We start from the raw sequence: 16385 nt of genomic DNA, 5'->3' as shown, positions 1-16385 counted from the left end.
CCGTCACCCGGCCTTGACCGGGCGGTACTCGGGCCGCCACATCGCGTCCTGCACCTGCTGGACCGGGTCGGTCAGCTCGGCCCGGGCCAGGCCCTCCGCGGCGGCCTGCTTCGCGACCGCGACGGCGACCGTGGCCGACACCGCGCGCAGGCTCTCCACGTGCGGCAGCAGGGACGCGCCGGGGGTGCTCACGTCGACCAGGCCGGCGACGGCCTCGGCGGCGGCGGCGAACATGCCGTCGCTGACCCGCTTCGCCCGGGCCACGATGGCGCCGAGGCCGAGCCCGGGGTACAACAGGGCGTTGTTCGCCTGTCCGATGCCGAAGGTGACGCCCTTGTACGTGACCGGCGCGACCGGGATGCCGGTGGCGATCAGGCCGCGCCCGTCGGTCCACGCGATGAGCTGCTCCGGCATCGCCTCGATGCGCTCGGTCGGGTTGGACAGCGCGAAGATGATCGGCCGGTCCGCCTGCGCGGCCATCTCCCGGATCACCGCCTCGGTGAAGGCGCCGTGCACGGTCGAGGTACCGATCAGCATGGTCGGGCGGACCCGGGCGACGACCTCCGTCAGCCCGATCCCGCCGTTGCGCCGCCAGCCCGCGACCTCGGCGGCCGGCCGGGCGTACGGGGTCTGATAGTCGCGCAGGGCGGTCATGTCGTCGGTGAGCAGGCCCGGCCGGTCGAGGCACCAGATCTGCCGGGTGGCGGTCTGCCGGTCCGCCCCGTCGCGGATCATCGCGTCGCGCAGCTGGTCGGCGATGCCCACGCCGGCGGTACCGGCGCCGAAGACGACGATCCGCTGCTCGCGCATCCGGGTGCCGGCCACGCGCACGGCCCCGAGCGCCGCGGCGAGCACGATCGCGCCGGTGCCCTGCATGTCGTCGTTGAACGTGCACACCCGGTCGCGGTAGCGCTCCAGGATCCGCCGGCCGTTGCCGGGCCCGAAGTCCTCCCAGTGCAGCAGGGCGTTCGGGAACAGCTTGGTCGCCGCCCGGACGTACGCGTCGATGAACTCGTCGTAGCACGGCCCCCGCACCCGGGTGTGCCGGTTGCCGAGGTAGTCCGGATCATTGAGCAGTTCTTCGTTGTTGGTACCGACGTCGAGCGCGATCGGGATCACCCTCCCGGGGTCGACGCCGGCCGCCGCGGTGTAGACGGCGAGCTTCCCGACCGCGATGCCGATCCCGCCGGCGCCCCAGTCCCCGATCCCGAGGATCTCCTCGGCGTCGGAGGCGACGATCAGGTCCACGTCGTCCGCCCCCAGCCCGGAGTCGGCGAGCGCCGCCTCCACCCGCTCGGGCTCGTCGATCGACAGGTACACCCCGCGCGGGCGGCGGTACTCGTGGCTGTACCGCCTGATCGCCTCGCCCACCGTCGGGTCGTACACGACGGGCAGCATCTCGCGCAGGTGCTCGGCCAGCAGCCGGTAGAACAGCACCTCGTCGTTGTCCTGCAGCATGGCCAGGAACGTGTTCTTGTGCAGGTCGGACGGCTGGCGGTGGTACTGCTCGTAGACCCGCCGCGCCTGCTCGTCCAGGGACAGCACGGTCGGCGGCAGCAGCCCCTCCAGGCCGAGCGCCGCCCGCTCCTCCCGGGTGAACGCCGTACCCTTGTTGAGCAGCGGCGTTTCGAGCACCTCCGCCCCGCGTGCCGTGGTGACGAACGCACCGTTCTCGGATCGGAACTTCCGCCTCGCGGTCACCCGCGTCGCCGTCGTCATCGGACCGCCTCCCGCCTGTCGTCGGTACCGCGGGTGCACTACCCAGCCCCGGAGGCTTACTCCCGGGCCGTGCCACTCAGTCGCTGTCGAACCAGACCCAGAAGTCCGGCTTGGCCGGCACCCCCGCGGCGGTGAGGAGCTCGGTCACCGCGTCGCGGTTCGACTCGATGGGCCGCCCGTCGCCGAGCGCGCCGCGGGCCACCAGGTCGGCGAAGCACGCCGCCAGCCGGTCCTGCGCCGGGGCGCCGTCCGGGGTGCGGCCGAGCCGGGCCTCCAGGTCGGCGGTCAGCGGCTCCAGGGAGTCGTACGGGGTGACGACGCTGTAGCCGTACTCGCGCCCGGGATCGCCGGGGCGGGCGCCGTAGTCGTAGAACTCGCTGAACGAGATCCGGTTCTCGATGGAGGAGACGAGCAGGGTCAGGGAGAACAGGCAGTCGGTGTCCGCGCGGTTGGTGTGCAGCAGCCGGTACCGCCGCTCGAACCGCTCCTCGAACTCGAGGCCGAGCTCCTCGTAGAGCGCGGCGACCGGGCCGGCGTGCGTGCCGGACGCGTCCGCGAACGCGGTGAAGGCCGCGATGAACCGGCCGATCCGGTCGCCCGCCGCAATGTCCACAATGGACGCGGGATGGGCCGCGGCGAGGTGCCCGGTCAGGCGGTCGATGTCGTCGTACTCGGTCACGACGTGCCGCCGCCCGTCGTCCCCGCCGTACTCGGCGAACGTGATCGCCGGCGGGCGGCCGTCGGGGGCGACCGTGAGCGTGGCGTGGCGGGACAGGTGCACCCACGGGACGGTGCTGTCGCGGCGCACCAGCAGCCCGGCCGCGGCGAGCAGGTCGGCGACCCGTTCCCGGGCGGCCATCGGCGGCAGGTCGAGCTTGCCCCGCGCGGCGAGGTCGGCCACGGCGGCGACGAGCGGCCCGGGGTCGGCGTCGAGGCGCGCCTCGGCCCGGAACGACGTGAAACGCCCCATCCAGCCGGATCCGTCGCCCGTGTACTTCTCCGTGAACACCAGCGCGTCGCGCACGGCGACGGCGAGCGTGCGCTGATGGCCGGTCGGCGTCGTGGAGGTGTGGAGGACCTGCTCCGCGCTCATGCCAACACGGTAGATAGGGTCCGCCAATGGACGTGACAGTGCGTGGTGTCGCGGACGCTCGGCGAGCCCGGCTGGGCGCACAGCACCGTCCTGCGCGACGAGGTCGCGGCGCTCGGCCGGGGCCGGCGGCTGTTCGACGGCCCGGCGGCGCCGGGCGGGCTCCGGCTGGTGGAGGCGCGCGCCTTCGCGGCGGGCATCGTACTCGTGAGGTACAGAACGGTTTGACACGCCCCTCGCGAGGGTAAGCGGCGAGTCCATGGACAGCCCGTGTACGGCGTAGGACCTGTGAGCATGACCGAGCCCCGGGGGATCGTCGTAGTCGGCGCCTCCGCTGGTGGTGTGGAAGCGCTGCGCACGTTCGTGGGTGGGCTTCCCGCTGACCTTCCCGGCGCGGTGTGCGTGGTGCTGCACGTCCCCCGCACCGGGACGAGCGCGCTCCCGCAGATCCTGAGCCGGTCGGGGCCGCTGCCGGCCGTGCACGGCACGGACGGCGCCGCACTGGAGGCCGGTTGTGTGTACGTCGCACCGCCCAACCAGCACCTGCTGATCCGCGACGGGCGGATGCGGCTCTCGCACGGCCCGGTGGAGAACGGCCACCGGCCCGCGGCCGACCCGCTGTTCCGCTCGGCCGCCCGCTGGTGGGGCGCGGCCGCGCTCGGGGTGGTGCTGTCGGGCAACCGGGACGACGGCGCCTACGGCCTGTCGGAGATCGTCCGGCAGGGCGGCTCCGGGTTCGTGCAGGATCCGGGGGAGGCCCTCTACCCGTCGATGCCGAACCACGCGGTCGCGCAGGTGCCGACGGCCCGGACGCTCCCGGCCGGGCGGATGGGGGCGACGCTCGCCGAGCTGCTCGCGGAGCTGCCGGGGCCGGCGCCGCGGGAGGTGGTGGAGTTGGCGGAGATCGACGTGGAGGACGCGATGGCGGCCATGGAGGACGTCACCGCCGACGAGGTCGGCGGCATACCGGCCGGGTTCGGGTGCCCGTCGTGCCACGGCGCGCTGTTCGAGCTGCCCGCGGCCCCCGGGCGGTTCCGCTGCCGGGTCGGGCACGCCTGGTCGGCGCCCGGGCTGTTGGACGAGCTCGGCGGGTCGCTGGAGGGCGCGCTGTGGATGGCGCTGCGCAGCCTGGAGGAGAAGGCCGCGCTGAGCCGCCGCATGGCGAGCGCGGCGAAGCTGCGCGGCTACGGGTCCACGGCGCTGCGCTACGGCGAGGCGGCCGACGAGGCCGAGACCGCCGGCAAGACCATCCGGCACCTGATCGAGCGGCTCGCCGCGCTGGAGAACGACGTCCCGGAGGACGCGCTGCCATGAATGCCGAGGCCGACGAGCTGACCTGCACGCACGAGCCGGACTTCCCGGTGACGGTGCTGCACGCGAAGGGGCGGCTGACCTTCGCCACCGTGCCCGAACTGCGCAACTGCGCCCAGAAGGCGCTCACCGACCAGCCCGAGGTGCTGATCGTCGACGTGTCCGGGCTCGAGGCCGGCGACGACATCACCCTGACCGCCCTGCCCATGCTGGCCCGGCAGGGCGCGGAGACCGGCACCGACGTGATGATCGTCGGGCCGCGGCCGCACCTGCGCGAGCAGCTGGACCGGCTCGGCGTCGCGCGCCGGGTGGCGGTGCACGCCGACCTCGCCGGCGCCCTGAGCGCCCACGCGCGCCTGCCCGGGCCGCGGCGGCTGGAGCTCGACCTGCCGGCCGAGCCGCACTCGACAAGCGCGGCCCGCGAGCTCGTCGACCGGGCCTGCGTCCAGTGGAAGGTGGGGCACCTGGCCGACACCGCGGCGCTGATCGTCACCGAGCTGGTCGCCAACGCGGTCGAGCACGCCGGCACGCCGATCCGGGTCCGCGTCGCGCTGCGCAACCGGCACCTGCACGTGGCCGTGCGCGACGAGAGCCCGCTGCCGCTGGAGCGCTCCGCCGACGACGAGGAGCCCGGGCGGGGGCTGCTGATCGTGGAGGGCATGTCCTCGGCATGGGGATGCGTGCACACCGCGGGCGGGAAGGTGGTGTGGGCGACGCTGCGCCTGCCGATCAAGCGGTAGCGTGGCGCGGTGACCCAACCCGACCCGGACTTCGAGGCGCTGTTGGTCTACCTCAAGGAGGCCCGCGGCTTCGACTTCACCGGCTACAAGCGGTCGAGCCTGATGCGGCGGGTCGAGCGGCGGATGGCCCAGGTCCCGCCGAACGACTACGCGGAGTACCTCGACTACCTCCAGGTCCACCCGGACGAGTTCACGGCGCTGTTCAACACCATCCTGATCAACGTGACCGGGTTCTTCCGCGACCCGGACGCGTGGGCGACGCTGAGCCGCGAGGTGCTGCCGCGCCTGACCGACGAGCACGACGGGCCGCTGCGCGTGTGGAGCGCCGGCTGCGCGTCCGGCGAGGAGGCGTACACGCTGGCCGTCGTCCTGGCCGAGGCGATGGGACCGGAGCAGTTCCGGGAGCGGGTCAAGATCTACGCGACCGATGTCGACGAGGAGAGCCTCGCCCACGCGCGGCAGGCCACCTACGCCGAGCGCGACCTGGCCCACCTGGAGCCGGAGCTGCTGGAGCGGTACTTCGAGCCCTCCGGCCCCCGCCTCACGTTCCGCAAGGATCTGCGCCACTCGGTCATCTTCGGCCGCAACGACCTGGTGCAGGACGCCCCGATCAGCCGAATCGACCTGCTGGTCTGCCGCAACGCGCTGATGTACTTCAACGCCGAGACCCAGACCCGCATCCTGTCGCGGTTCCACTTCGCGCTCGCCCCGGGCGGCGTGCTGTTCCTGGGCAAGGCCGAGATGCTGCTGAGCCACGCCAACCTGTTCACGCCGCTGGACCTCAAGCGGCGGATGTTCCGCAAGGTGTCCCGGCCGGTGCTCAACGGCGGCGGGTACCTGGCCGAGCAGCCGCACGTCCCGCCCCGCACCGAGCTGTCCGGGCTCGACCGGCTGCGCAACGAGGCCTTCATGGCCAGCCCCGTGGCCCAGGTCGTGGTCACCGCCGACGGGCTGGTCGCGCTCACCAACCGGCACGCGGAGACGCTGTTCGGGGTCTCGCCGCGCGACATCGGCCGCCCGTTCCGCGACCTCGACCTGTCCTACCGCCCGGTGGAGCTGCGGGGGTACATCGAGCAGGCGCAGGTCGAGCGCCGGGTGACCCGGATCGACGACATCGAGCTCGTGACCTCGGCGAGCGAGAAGCAGTACCTCAATATCCAGATCCACCCGCTCATCGACTCCGACGCGGGCCTGCTCGGCGTCGTCGTGATCTTCCAGGACATGACCGCGGCGCGGCGCCTGCAGGACGAGCTCGAGCACGCCAACCGGCAGCTGGAGACCGCGTACGAGGAGCTGCAGTCCACCAACGAGGAGCTGGAGACCACCAACGAGGAGCTGCAGTCCACGGTCGAGGAACTGGAGACCACCAACGAGGAGCTCCAGTCCACGAACGAGGAGCTGGAGACCATGAACGAGGAGCTGCAGTCGACCAACGACGAGCTCCAGTCGATCAACGACGAGCTGCGGGAGCGCACCACCGAGCTCAACGACGCCAACTCGTTCATGGAGGCGATCCTCACCAGCCTGCAGGCCGGCGTGGTCGTGCTCGACCGCGAGATGCACATCCTGGTGTGGAACCGCCGCTCCGAGGACCTGTGGGGCCTTCGCCCGGACGAGGCCGCCGGCCAGCACTTCCTCAACATCGACATCGGCCTGTCCACGGCCCGGCTGCGCCCGGCCATCCGCGAGGTGCTGGCCGGCCGGTCGGAGCGCGAGGAGGTCGAGCAGTCGGCGGTGAACCGCCGCGGGCGCACGATCGACCTGCGCGTGGTGTGCTCGCCGCTGACCAGCGAGACCTCCGGTGTGATCGGCGCGATCCTCGTGATGGAGGCGGGCGCTACCAATCCGGCCGCTACCGGTGCGACGCCGCCTACATCGGCATAGCGTTGGGGGCTAGGGGGCGGCCATGGAGTTGACGATCACGATGTCACAGCGCCCGGATGCAACCCTGCTCGAGTGCGCCGGGGTTCTCGACTACGCCTCGGCGCCGTACCTGCGGCAGATCGTGTTCGAGCAGTTCGACGCGCGGACCGCGCACGTGGCGGTCGACGTGACCCAGGTCCGCCTGGTCGACGCGGCCGCCATCAAGATTCTGCTGTACCTGCACCGGCGGGGCGAGCAGCTCGACGCCGGCCTGCAGGTCACCGGGGCGGCCGGCGTGGCGCTCTCGGCCCTGGAGATCGCGGGGGCGGCGAAGCAGCTCGGCGTGTACGACCAGCTGGACTGGCCGGTCCAGGAGCGCGACCGCCGGCCCGTCGACCTCGACGCGGTCGAGCTCGGGCACGGGCAATGGCCGGCCGGCGTCACCGAGTCGCTGCTGCGCATGGCCCAGCTCCCCGCCGGCGACCGCGGCCGGGCCCGGGTCCGCGACCAGGTGATCGAGCGGTGCCTGCCGGCCGCGCACCGCCTCGCCCGCCGCTACGACAGCGGCAGCGAGCCCGCCGCCGACCTGGCCCAGGTCGCCGCGCTCGGCCTGATCAAGGCGGTCGACGGCTTCGACCCGCAGCACGGCACCGAGTTCGGGCCCTACGCGACGCCCACGATCACCGGCGAGCTCAAGCGCCACTTCCGCGACCGGGCCTCCGGCATCCGGCTGCCGCGCCGGCTGCAGGAGCTGCGGATGGCCGTCAACCAGGCCCGGGACGGGCTCACCCAGCAGCTCGGGCGGTCGCCGACGGTGAACGACATCGCGCACGAGACCGGCCTCACCGACGAGCAGGTCATCGAGGCGATGGAGGCGACCCGCGCGTACCGGCCGCTGTCCCTCGACGTGCCCACGCCCGGCATGGACGACGACAGCACCATGCTCGACACGATCGGCGGCGACTCGCCCGAGTTCGGCCTGGTGGAGTACCGCGAGTCGCTCAAGCGCCTGATCTCCCGGCTGCCCGGGCGCGAGCAGCGCATCCTGTCGCTGCGCTTCTACGGCAACCTCTCCCAGCTGGAGATCGCCAAGCAGGTCGGGCTGTCGCAGATGCACGTCTCGCGGCTGCTCGCCCACTCCCTCGACTTCCTGCGCCGCCACCTGCAGGACGACTAGGGGCTGTATCGAAGTGGGGGTCGGAGCGAGGCGAGGCTCAGGCGTCGGCCGGGGCCGCGCCGGGCGCGCCCCGATACCGGGGTGGTTCCAGGCGGCGTCTGAGTCCGCCGCAGCCCGGCCATCCACTTCGATACAGCCCCTAGCCGGTCACCATCCGCCCGGCGGCGCCTCCAGGTGCACGACCTTTGTCGCCGTCATCTCGTCGAGCAGCTCCGGGCCGTAGCCGAAGCCCTGCCCGCTGCCCCGGCGCGGGTGCGCGGCCCCGCCGGGTGCGCCGCCGAACACTGCATTGATCTTGACGGTACCCGTCTCGAGCTGCTGCCACGCCCGGTGCGCGCGGCTCATCGAGCCGGTCAGCACCGTCGCCGCCAGCCCGAAGGGCGAGCGGCTGGCCCGGCGCAGCCCCTCGTCGAACGATGCCACGGTCACGACCGGCGCCACCGGCCCGAACGTCTCGCTCTCCACCACCCGCATCTCGTCGGTGCACCCGGACAGCACGGTCGGCGGGTACCAGGCGCCGGGGCCCTCGGGCACCACGCCCCCGGCGAGCAGCGTCGCGCCGCGGTCCAGGGCGTCGACGACCTGCCCGTGCACGGCGATGCGGTGCCGCACGTCGACCAGCGGCCCGATCTCGAACGCGGCCGCCTCCTTGACCAGCGCGGTCAGGAACTCCTCGGCCACGTCCCCGTGGACGTAGATGCGTTCGACGGCGACGCAGACCTGCCCGGCGTTGGCGAACACGCCCAGCGCGGCCTGGGCGGCGGCCCACGCCGGGTCCACCCCCGCGTCGACGATGAGCGGGTCGCTGCCGCCGTTCTCCAGCAGCACCTTGGCCCCGGTGCGGGCGGCCGCGGCGGCGATCGCGCGGCCGGTGGCGGTCGAGCCGACGTGCGCGACCACGTCGACCGCGGACTCGGCCAGCGCCGCCCCGGTCGCGGCGGCGCCCGCGAGCATCGACAGCACGCCCGGCGGGAGGTGCGGGGCGAGCAGCGCGGTCAGTTGCCAGCCGGTGGCCGGGGCGCGCTCGCTGGGCTTGTACACCACCGTGTTGCCGGTCGCCAGCGCCGCGCCCAGCAGCCCGCAGGAGACCGCCACCGGATCGTTCCAGGGCGTGATCGCGGCGACGACCCCGCGGGGCTCGGGCACCATCAGGTCCAGCGCGCCCGGGTCACCGGCGAGCGTGCGCCCGCCGTGCAGGGGGCCCAGCTCGGCGTACTGCCGCAGCGTCCCCACTCCCGCGGCGATCGACGCCGCCGCCTCGGCCTCGGGCTTGCCCATCTCCGCGGCCATCGTGCGGGCCAGCGCGCCGGTCGCGTGCTCCACCGCGTTCGCCGCCGCCCGCAGCGCGTCGGCCCGGGCCGCCGGCGCGGTCGCCGCCCAGGCCGGCTGGGCCGCGCGGGCCGCCGCCACCGCCGCGGCGACCTCGTGCGGAGCCGCGGCCGGCGCCGTCGTCACCGGCCTACCGTCGCGCGGGTCGATCACGGTCGACGCGTCCGAGCCGGCCGCCCAGGCGCCGCCGATGAGGTGCTCCACGATGTGCATGACTCCCCCACCTTCCCCGTGCGCCGATGGTCAAACGATTCTCCCGCAGAACGGATCCCGGATGCCGGGCACGGTTCTGCGGGAGAACCGATTTGGTTGATGCCACGGACCCGGGGTAGCCGGACCGAGCATGAGAGTCCTCGGAATCAACGCGGTCTTCCACGACCCCGCCGCCGCGCTGGTCGTCGACGGGCGCACGGTCGCGGCGGCCGAGGAGGAGCGGTTCAGCCGCCGCAAGCACGGCAAGCGGCCGGTGCCGTTCTCCGCGTGGGAGCTCCCGGAGCTCGCGGCCGCCTGGTGCCTGGCCGAGGCCGGGCTGCGCCCGGAGGACCTCGACGCGGTCGCGTACTCCTTCGACCCGGCCCTCTGCGCCGACCTCGATGCGCTCGGCGTGCACGACCCGTGGGACGCGCTGCGGGTCGACTACGCCCGCCGCGCGCCGTGGTTCCTGGCCGAGGCGCTGCCCGGGCTCGACCCGCAGCAGGTGCGGTTCGTGCCGCACCACGTCGCGCACGCCGCCTCCGCCGGCCTGGGCGCGGGCGGCGACGGCGCGGTGCTCGTTCTCGACGGCCGCGGCGAGTCCGCGAGCCACCTCGCCGGCGTCTACCGCGGCGGCGAGCTGACCACGCTGGCGGCGCAGGGCCTGCCGCACTCGCTCGGCCTGCTGTACGAGGACCTCACCCGCCACCTCGGCTTCCTGCACTCCAGCGACGAGTACAAGGTGATGGCTCTGGCCTCCTACGGCCGGCCGCGGTTCCTGCCGGAGCTGCGGGAACTCGTGTACGCCACCGAAGCCGGCGGCTTCGCCGTCCGGCCCGTCGACTGGGCCGCACTGGCCAAGGCGCGGGCGGCCGGCGCCGAGCTCACCGACGACCACGCCGACCTCGCCGCCTCGGTCCAGGCGCGCCTCGAGGAGGTGCTGCTGGACCTGGCCCGCTGGACGTACGACGCGGCCGGGCGCCCGGCGACGCTCACCATGGCCGGCGGGGTGGCGCTCAACTGCGTGGCCAACGCGCGTCTCGCCGCCGAGGGGCCGTTCGAGCGCGTCTGGGTGCAGCCGGCGGCCGGCGACGCGGGTACCGCGCTCGGCGCCGCGCTGCACGTGGCCGCCGCGGCCGGGCACGCGGTCGCCCCGATGCGCGGCGCCGCCCTCGGCCGCGGCTGGAGCGAGGCCGAGCTCGAGGCGGAGCTGCGACGGGCGGCGCTGCCGTACAGCCGGCCGGACGACATCGCCGACGAGGCCGCCGGGGTGCTCGCCGGCGGCGGGATCGTCGCCTGGTTCCAGGGGCGCAGCGAGTTCGGGCCGCGCGCGCTCGGGCACCGCTCGCTGCTGGCCCACCCCGGCGAGCGGGCGATGACGGCCCGGCTCAACGACGTCAAGGGCCGCGAGCAGTTCCGGCCGATCGCGCCGATGGTGCGCGCCGAGCGGTTCGCCGAGGTCTTCGACGGGGTCTCCCCCAGCCCGTACATGCTCTTCGTGCACCGCGTCCGCCCCGGGTGGGCGGCGCGGATCCCGGCCGTCGTGCACGTCGACGGGACCGCGCGCGTGCAGACGGTACACCCGGATGACGAGCCGCTCGTGGCGCGCCTGCTGGCGCGGTTCGAGGCGCGGACCGGCCTGCCCGTCGTGGTCAACACGTCGCTGAACACCGCCGGCCGGCCCATGGTGGACACCCCGCGGGAGGCGATGGAGCTGTTCGGGTCCGCCCCCGTCGACCTGCTCGCCCTCGGTCCGTTCGCGGTACACCGCTCCGCGGCGTTCGGCGGCGGCCGGTGACCGGCGTCAGCATCGTGGTGCCGACCGTGCGCCGCGCGAGCCTCCGCCCGCTGCTGGACGCGCTCGGCCCCCTTCCGCCGGATCTGCAGCTGCTCGTCGTCGAGGACCGCGAGCGGCGCGGTCCGGCCGCTGCCCGCAACACCGGCTGGCGGCGGGCCACCGGCGAGTGGGTCGTGTTCCTCGACGACGATGTGGTCCCCGCGCCGGACTGGGTGCGGCGGCTGCGCGCCGACCTCGACGTCGGCGACGAGATCGGCGGCGTGCAGGGCCGGGTCCGCGTGCCGCGGCCGGCCGGGCGCCGCCCGACCGACTGGGAGCGGACCACCATCGGGCTCGAGGCCGGCGAGTGGATCACCGCCGACATGGCGTACCGGCGCCGGGCCCTGCAGGAGACCGGCGGCTTCGACGAGCGTTTCCCGCGCGCGTTCCGCGAGGATGCGGAGCTGGCCCACCGCGTCCGGCGGGCCGGCTGGCGGCTGGTGCGCGGCGGGCGTACCGTCGCGCACCCGGTGCGGCCGGAGAGCCCCTGGGTGAGCCTGCGGACCCAGCGCGGCAACGCCGACGACGCCCTGCTGCGGCGGCTGTACGGGCCGCGCTGGCGCACCCGGCTCGGCGTCCCGCCCGGGCGCCGGTCCCGCCACGCGCTCGTGACCGCCGCGGCCGCCGGCGCGCTCGGCGCCCTCGCTCTGCCCGGCCGGTGGCGGTGGTCGGCCGCGGCGCTCGGCCTCGGCTGGGCCGCGGGCACGGCCGAGTTCGCGCTGGCCCGGATCGCGCCGGGCCCGCGGACCCCGGCCGAGGTCGCCACCATGGCGCTGACCAGCGCCCTGATCCCCCCGCTGGCGGTCGGGCACTGGCTGGCCGGCCGATGGCGGTGGCGGGCGGCATGAACCTCTTCGACGCCGTGCTGTTCGACCGGGACGGGACCCTGGTCGAGGACGTGCCGTACAACAACGACCCCGCCCTGGTCCGCCCGCTGCCCGGCGCCCGGGCCGCCCTCGACCGCCTGCGCGCCACCGGCCTGCGCCTCGGCGTCGTCACCAACCAGTCCGGCGTGGCCCGCGGGCTCATCACCGCCGAGCAGCTCCACCGGGTCAACACCCGCATCGAGGAGCTGCTCGGCCCGTTCGACACCTGGCAGGTCTGCCCGCACGACGAGGACGCCGGCTGCCTCTGCCGCAAGCCGCGCCCGGGCCTCGTCCGGGCCGCGGCGCGCGACCTGCACACCACGCCGGAGCGCTGCGTCGTGGTCGGCGACATCGGCCGCGACATGGAGGCCGCCCTCGCCGCCGGGTCCGCCGGCATCCTGGTCCCGACGGGGCTGACGCGGCGCCCGGAGGTGGCCGCCGCCCCGGCCGTCACCGCCGACCTGCGCGGCGCCGCCGAGATGATCCTGCAGCGCGACGAGCTGCACCCGTCGGGCCCGCGGACCCCGCACACGGCCGGCACGGTACTCGTGGTGCGCCCCGACTCCGCCGGCGACGTGCTGGTCACCGGCCCGGCGATCCGCACGGTCGCGGCCGGCGCGGCGCGGGTGGTGCTGCTGTGCGGGCCGCGCGGGCGGGCCGCGGCCGAGCTGCTGCCCGGCGTCGACGAGGTGCTCGAGTGGCGGCTGCCGTGGATCGACCCCGAGCCCGACCCGGTCGCCGCCGACGCGATCGGCGCGCTGGTCGCCCGGCTCGACGCGGCCGGGGCCGACGAGGCCGTCGTCTTCACCTCGTTCCACCAGTCGCCGCTGCCGACCGCGCTGCTGCTGCGGATGGCCGGGGTCGGGCGGATCAGCGCGATCAGCACCGACTACCCGGGCTCGCTGCTCGACGTGCGCCACCGCGTGCCGGGCGGCATCCCCGAGGCCGAGCGGGCGCTGTCGCTCGCGATGGCGGCCGGCTTCCCGCCGCCGCCGGGCGACGACCTGCGCCTGCGCGTCAAAGAACAGCCACCGCCGGGCGACGACCGGCGCCGGCCGGCCGGCCCCTATGTCGTGGTGCATCCGGGCGCCTCGGTCGCGGCCCGGGCCGCCCCGGCCGGCCTGCAGCGGCGCATCGTGAAGGCGCTCACCGCCGCCGGCTGGAACGTGCTCGTCACCGGCTCGATCGGCGAGAAGGCGCTCACCGCCGACGTGGCCGGCGACTTCGGCACCGACCTCGGCGGCGCCACCGGCCTCGCCGGGCTCGCCGCGCTCCTGGCCGGCGCGGACTGCCTCGTCGTGGGCAACACCGGGCCGGCGCACCTGGCCGCCGCCGTCGGCACCCCGGTCGTGAGCCTCTTCGCCCCGACTGTCCCCTTCGGACAGTGGGCGCCGTTCCGGGTGCCGGTGGTGCGCCTCGGCGACGCCGCGGCCCCCTGCCGCGAAACCCGCGCCGCGGTCTGCCCGATCGGCGGCCACCCGTGCCTGGCGGGCATCGACCCGGCCGCGGTCGTCGCCGCCGCCGAACTGCTCAGGAGCGGGAGACGACCGTGAACATTCTGCTGTGGCACGTCCACGGGTCGTGGACCACCGCGTTCGTGCAGGGCAAGCATCGGTACCTCGTGCCGGTCACCGAGGATCGCGGGCCCTGGGGCCGCGGCCGGGCCCGCACCTACGACTGGCCCGGGTCGGTGCGCGAGGTGCCGTACGAGCGGCTGGCCCGCGAGGAGATCGACGTCGTGCTGTTGCAGCGGCCCGAGGAGCTGGAGCTGCTGTCGATGTGGACCGGCACGGCGCGGTTGCCGAAGGTGTACGTCGAGCACAACACCCCCCGCGGCGACGTGCCCGGCACCCGGCACCCGATGGCCGACCGCGCCGACGTCGTCATCGTGCACGTGACCCACTTCAACGCGCTGTTCTGGGACTGCGGCGGCACTCGTACCACCGTCGTCGAGCACGGCATCGTCGAGCCCGCGGCCCGCTGGACCGGCGAGCTGGAGCGGCTCGCCGTGGTCACCAACGAGCCCGTGCGCCGTGGCCGGGTCACCGGCACCGACCTGTTCCCGCGCTTCGCCGCGGCCGCGCCGCTGGACGTGTTCGGGATGGGCGTGGCCGGCCTCGCGAGCGAGCGCATCGGCGTCTTCGACGACCCGCCCCAGGCCGCCATGCACGCCGAGCTCGCCCGCCGCCGCGCCTACCTGCACCTGTGCCGCTGGACCTCGCTCGGGCTGAGCCTGATCGAGGCGATGACGATCGGCGCCCCGGTGGTCGCGCTCGCGACCACCGAGGCCGTTGAGGCCGTGCCCCCCGAGGCCGGCGTGCTGTCCACCAACGTCGACACGCTCGTCGACGCCGCGCTCTGGCTCATCGAATCGCCCGGCGACGCCCGGCGCCTCGGGGCCGCGGGGCGGGCCGCCGCCCGCCGCCGCTACGGCCTCGACCGCTTCCTGGCCGACTGGGACCACCTGCTGGAGGACGAACTGTGCGCATCGCGATGATCTCCGAACACGCCAGCCCGCTGGCCGCACCCGGCGGCGAGGACGCCGGCGGCCAGAACACCCACGTCGCCGGGCTCGCCGCGGCCCTGGCCGGGCTCGGGCACGACGTGCGGGTCTACACGCGCCGCGACGGCGCCGGACGCCCCCGCATGGTGGCGATGCGCGACGGGGTGCAGGTCGTGCACGTGCCGGCCGGGCCCGCCGAGGCCCTGCCGAAGGACGCCCTGCTGCCGTACATGGGCGACTTCGGCCGCTGGCTGGGCGCGCAGTGGGACGCCGACCCGTGGGTGCCGGAGGTGGTGCACGCGCACTTCTGGATGAGCGGGCTGGCCGCGCTGACCGCCGCCGGGCCGCTCGGCATCCCGGTGGTGCAGACCTTCCACGCCCTCGGCGCGGTCAAGCGCCGCCACCAGGGCGCCGCGGACACCAGCCCGCCGCCGCGGATCGGCTTCGAGCGGCGCATCGGCCGGCTCGCCGACCGGGTGATCGCCCAGTGCCGCGACGAGGCCCGTGAGCTGGTCCGCCTGGGCGTGCCCCGCGCACGTCTCGCGCTCGTCCCGTCGGGCGTCGACCTGGACGCCTTCACCCCCGGCGGACCGGTCGCGCCCCGCACGTCCCGTCCCCGCATCCTCTCCGTGGGCCGGCTGGTCGAGCGCAAGGGGTTCGCGGATCTCATCCGCGCCATGAGCTTCGTCCCCGACGCCGAGTGCGTCATCGCGGGCGGCCCGGACCCGGCCGAGACCGACCGGCTGCGGCGCGCCGCCGTGGAGTGCCGCGTCGCCGACCGGGTCCGCTTCGCCGGGCCGGTGCCGACCGCCGACATGCCGGCCTGGTACCGCTCCGCCGACGTCGTCGCCGCCGTGCCCTGGTACGAACCCTTCGGCCTCACCCCGCTCGAGGCGATGGCCTGCGGCCGCCCGGTCGTCGCCACCGCCGTCGGCGGGCTGCTCGACACCGTCGTGGACGGCGTCACCGGCGACCTCGTGCCGCCGCGCGACCCGCGGGCCCTCGGCCAGACCCTGCGCCGCCTCCTCGACGACGCCATGCGCCGCTACGCCTACGCCTCGGCCGCCCTGGACCGCGCCCAGCAGCGCTACTCCTGGCCTCGCTGCGCCGAGCAGCTGGCTTCGGTCTACGCGGCGGCCCTCGGCGCGCGGGTCCCGGCGGTGGCCGGATGAGGGCCCTCGACGCGCACCTGACCGCGCTCGCCGCCGCGATCGGCCCGTTCCGGCATGCGTCGGTACACCTGGAGCGCTGGGGCCTGCGTCTGGCCGAGATCCTCGGCGACGGCGGCCGGCTGCTGCTGTGCGGCAACGGCGGCAGCGCGGCCGAGGCGCAGCACCTCGCGGCCGAGCTGACCGGCCGGCTGCGCGACGAGCGTACGCCGCTGTCCGCGATCGCCCTGAGCGCCGACTCCGCGGCCCTCACGGCGATCGCCAACGACTACGGGTACCGCGAGGTCTTCGCCCGCCAGGTGCGCGCCCACGGCCGGGCCGGCGACGTGCTCCTGGCCCTGTCGACGAGCGGCCGCAGCCCGAACGTGCTCGCCGCGGTCGACGCGGCCCGGGCGACCGGGCTGCACACGTGGGCGCTGACCGGGCCCGGGCCGAACCCGCTCGCCGAGGCCTGCGACGAGGCGGTCTGCTGCCCGGGCGACGGCCAGGTCGTGCAGGAGCTGCACCTGGTGGCCGCGCACGTGATCTGCGAGCACATCGACGCCCACGTCGAGCAGGCCCGGCTGGTGGCATCGTGACCGTCCGGCTC

General features: G+C 75.1%; 14 protein-coding genes. 11 read left to right on the top strand and 3 right to left on the bottom strand.

The annotated features are described in order from the left end of the window. Positions 1-3: 3 nt before the first annotated feature. Together ACPPVO_RS28010 and ACPPVO_RS28005 are read right to left on the bottom strand one after the other, a co-directional pair. The gene (locus tag ACPPVO_RS28010; RefSeq protein ID WP_426514129.1) at positions 4-1719 is read right to left on the bottom strand and encodes an NAD-dependent malic enzyme; all 1716 of its coding nucleotides are present in this window, start codon (positions 1717-1719) and stop codon (positions 4-6) included. Between the two features lie 76 nt (positions 1720-1795). Continuing rightward, entirely contained in the window at positions 1796-2812 is a 1017-nt protein-coding gene (locus ACPPVO_RS28005) for a hypothetical protein (RefSeq protein ID WP_426514128.1), read from the bottom strand. A 42-nt stretch (positions 2813-2854) separates the two neighbouring features. On the opposite strand from ACPPVO_RS28005, the gene ACPPVO_RS28000 reads away from it, so the two are divergent. The 5 genes from ACPPVO_RS28000 (at position 2855) to ACPPVO_RS27980 (ending at position 7900) form a co-directional block, all read left to right on the top strand. Continuing rightward, the gene (locus ACPPVO_RS28000; RefSeq protein ID WP_426514127.1) at positions 2855-3037 is read left to right on the top strand and encodes a hypothetical protein; all 183 of its coding nucleotides are present in this window, start codon (positions 2855-2857) and stop codon (positions 3035-3037) included. A 66-nt stretch (positions 3038-3103) separates the two neighbouring features. Next, positions 3104-4123 carry a chemotaxis protein CheB gene (locus ACPPVO_RS27995; protein ID WP_426514126.1) on the top strand — a complete coding sequence of 340 codons (1020 nt, stop codon included), beginning with the start codon at positions 3104-3106 and terminating at the stop codon, positions 4121-4123. Then, entirely contained in the window at positions 4120-4860 is a 741-nt protein-coding gene (locus tag ACPPVO_RS27990) for an ATP-binding protein (protein ID WP_426514125.1), read from the top strand. Before ACPPVO_RS27995 ends, ACPPVO_RS27990 begins: the two co-directional genes overlap by 4 nt. Positions 4861-4869: 9 nt before the next feature. Next, complete coding sequence (locus tag ACPPVO_RS27985; protein ID WP_426514124.1) at positions 4870-6744, top strand: CheR family methyltransferase; 1875 nt, start codon at positions 4870-4872, stop codon at positions 6742-6744. A 22-nt stretch (positions 6745-6766) separates the two neighbouring features. Continuing rightward, the gene (locus ACPPVO_RS27980) at positions 6767-7900 is read left to right on the top strand and encodes a SigB/SigF/SigG family RNA polymerase sigma factor (protein WP_426514123.1); all 1134 of its coding nucleotides are present in this window, start codon (positions 6767-6769) and stop codon (positions 7898-7900) included. A gap of 147 nt (positions 7901-8047) precedes the next feature. Here ACPPVO_RS27980 and ACPPVO_RS27975 read toward each other — a convergent pair whose 3' ends face one another. After that, positions 8048-9442 carry an aldehyde dehydrogenase family protein gene (locus ACPPVO_RS27975; protein WP_426514122.1) on the bottom strand — a complete coding sequence of 465 codons (1395 nt, stop codon included), beginning with the start codon at positions 9440-9442 and terminating at the stop codon, positions 8048-8050. Positions 9443-9572: 130 nt separating this feature from the next. Between ACPPVO_RS27975 and ACPPVO_RS27970 the strand changes: the two genes are divergently transcribed. From ACPPVO_RS27970 to ACPPVO_RS27945, 6 genes are read left to right on the top strand one after another with little or no spacing between them, the layout of a single operon-like run. Next, complete coding sequence (locus ACPPVO_RS27970) at positions 9573-11219, top strand: carbamoyltransferase family protein (RefSeq protein WP_426514121.1); 1647 nt, start codon at positions 9573-9575, stop codon at positions 11217-11219. After that, positions 11216-12106, top strand: a complete 891-nt coding sequence (locus ACPPVO_RS27965) for a glycosyltransferase family 2 protein (protein WP_426514120.1) — start codon at positions 11216-11218, stop codon at positions 12104-12106. The genes ACPPVO_RS27970 and ACPPVO_RS27965 overlap by 4 nt, the downstream gene beginning before the upstream one ends. After that, positions 12103-13677, top strand: a complete 1575-nt coding sequence (locus tag ACPPVO_RS27960; RefSeq protein ID WP_426514119.1) for an HAD-IIIA family hydrolase — start codon at positions 12103-12105, stop codon at positions 13675-13677. The genes ACPPVO_RS27965 and ACPPVO_RS27960 overlap by 4 nt, the downstream gene beginning before the upstream one ends. Then, positions 13674-14621, top strand: coding sequence for a glycosyltransferase (locus tag ACPPVO_RS27955; protein ID WP_426514118.1), 948 nt, complete (start codon positions 13674-13676; stop codon positions 14619-14621). The genes ACPPVO_RS27960 and ACPPVO_RS27955 overlap by 4 nt, the downstream gene beginning before the upstream one ends. Further along, entirely contained in the window at positions 14606-15799 is a 1194-nt protein-coding gene (locus ACPPVO_RS27950; protein WP_426514117.1) for a glycosyltransferase, read from the top strand. The genes ACPPVO_RS27955 and ACPPVO_RS27950 overlap by 16 nt, the downstream gene beginning before the upstream one ends. Beyond that, positions 15796-16374 carry a D-sedoheptulose-7-phosphate isomerase gene (locus ACPPVO_RS27945; protein WP_426514116.1) on the top strand — a complete coding sequence of 193 codons (579 nt, stop codon included), beginning with the start codon at positions 15796-15798 and terminating at the stop codon, positions 16372-16374. Before ACPPVO_RS27950 ends, ACPPVO_RS27945 begins: the two co-directional genes overlap by 4 nt. The last annotated feature ends 11 nt before the right edge of the window (positions 16375-16385 follow it).

The sequence above is a fragment of the Dactylosporangium sp. McL0621 genome (genome assembly GCF_049995355.1).
Taxonomy (GTDB): Bacteria; Actinomycetota; Actinomycetes; order Mycobacteriales; family Micromonosporaceae; genus Dactylosporangium.
Note: the sequence above shows the minus strand (reverse complement) of the source record. Positions and strands in the feature narration are given on the sequence as shown.

What these genes read in the sequence shown, in the direction of transcription:
- ACPPVO_RS28010 (WP_426514129.1), bottom strand. Translation starts at nt 1,719, where the DNA reads ATGACGACGGCGACGCGGGTGACCGCGAGGCGGAAGTTCCGATCCGAG.
- ACPPVO_RS28005 (WP_426514128.1), bottom strand. Translation starts at nt 2,812, where the DNA reads ATGAGCGCGGAGCAGGTCCTCCACACCTCCACGACGCCGACCGGCCAT.
- ACPPVO_RS27995 (WP_426514126.1), top strand. Translation starts at nt 3,104, where the DNA reads ATGACCGAGCCCCGGGGGATCGTCGTAGTCGGCGCCTCCGCTGGTGGT.
- ACPPVO_RS27990 (WP_426514125.1), top strand. Translation starts at nt 4,120, where the DNA reads ATGAATGCCGAGGCCGACGAGCTGACCTGCACGCACGAGCCGGACTTC.
- ACPPVO_RS27980 (WP_426514123.1), top strand. Translation starts at nt 6,767, where the DNA reads ATGGAGTTGACGATCACGATGTCACAGCGCCCGGATGCAACCCTGCTC.
- ACPPVO_RS27975 (WP_426514122.1), bottom strand. Translation starts at nt 9,442, where the DNA reads ATGCACATCGTGGAGCACCTCATCGGCGGCGCCTGGGCGGCCGGCTCG.
- ACPPVO_RS27970 (WP_426514121.1), top strand. Translation starts at nt 9,573, where the DNA reads ATGAGAGTCCTCGGAATCAACGCGGTCTTCCACGACCCCGCCGCCGCG.
- ACPPVO_RS27960 (WP_426514119.1), top strand. Translation starts at nt 12,103, where the DNA reads ATGAACCTCTTCGACGCCGTGCTGTTCGACCGGGACGGGACCCTGGTC.
- ACPPVO_RS27945 (WP_426514116.1), top strand. Translation starts at nt 15,796, where the DNA reads ATGAGGGCCCTCGACGCGCACCTGACCGCGCTCGCCGCCGCGATCGGC.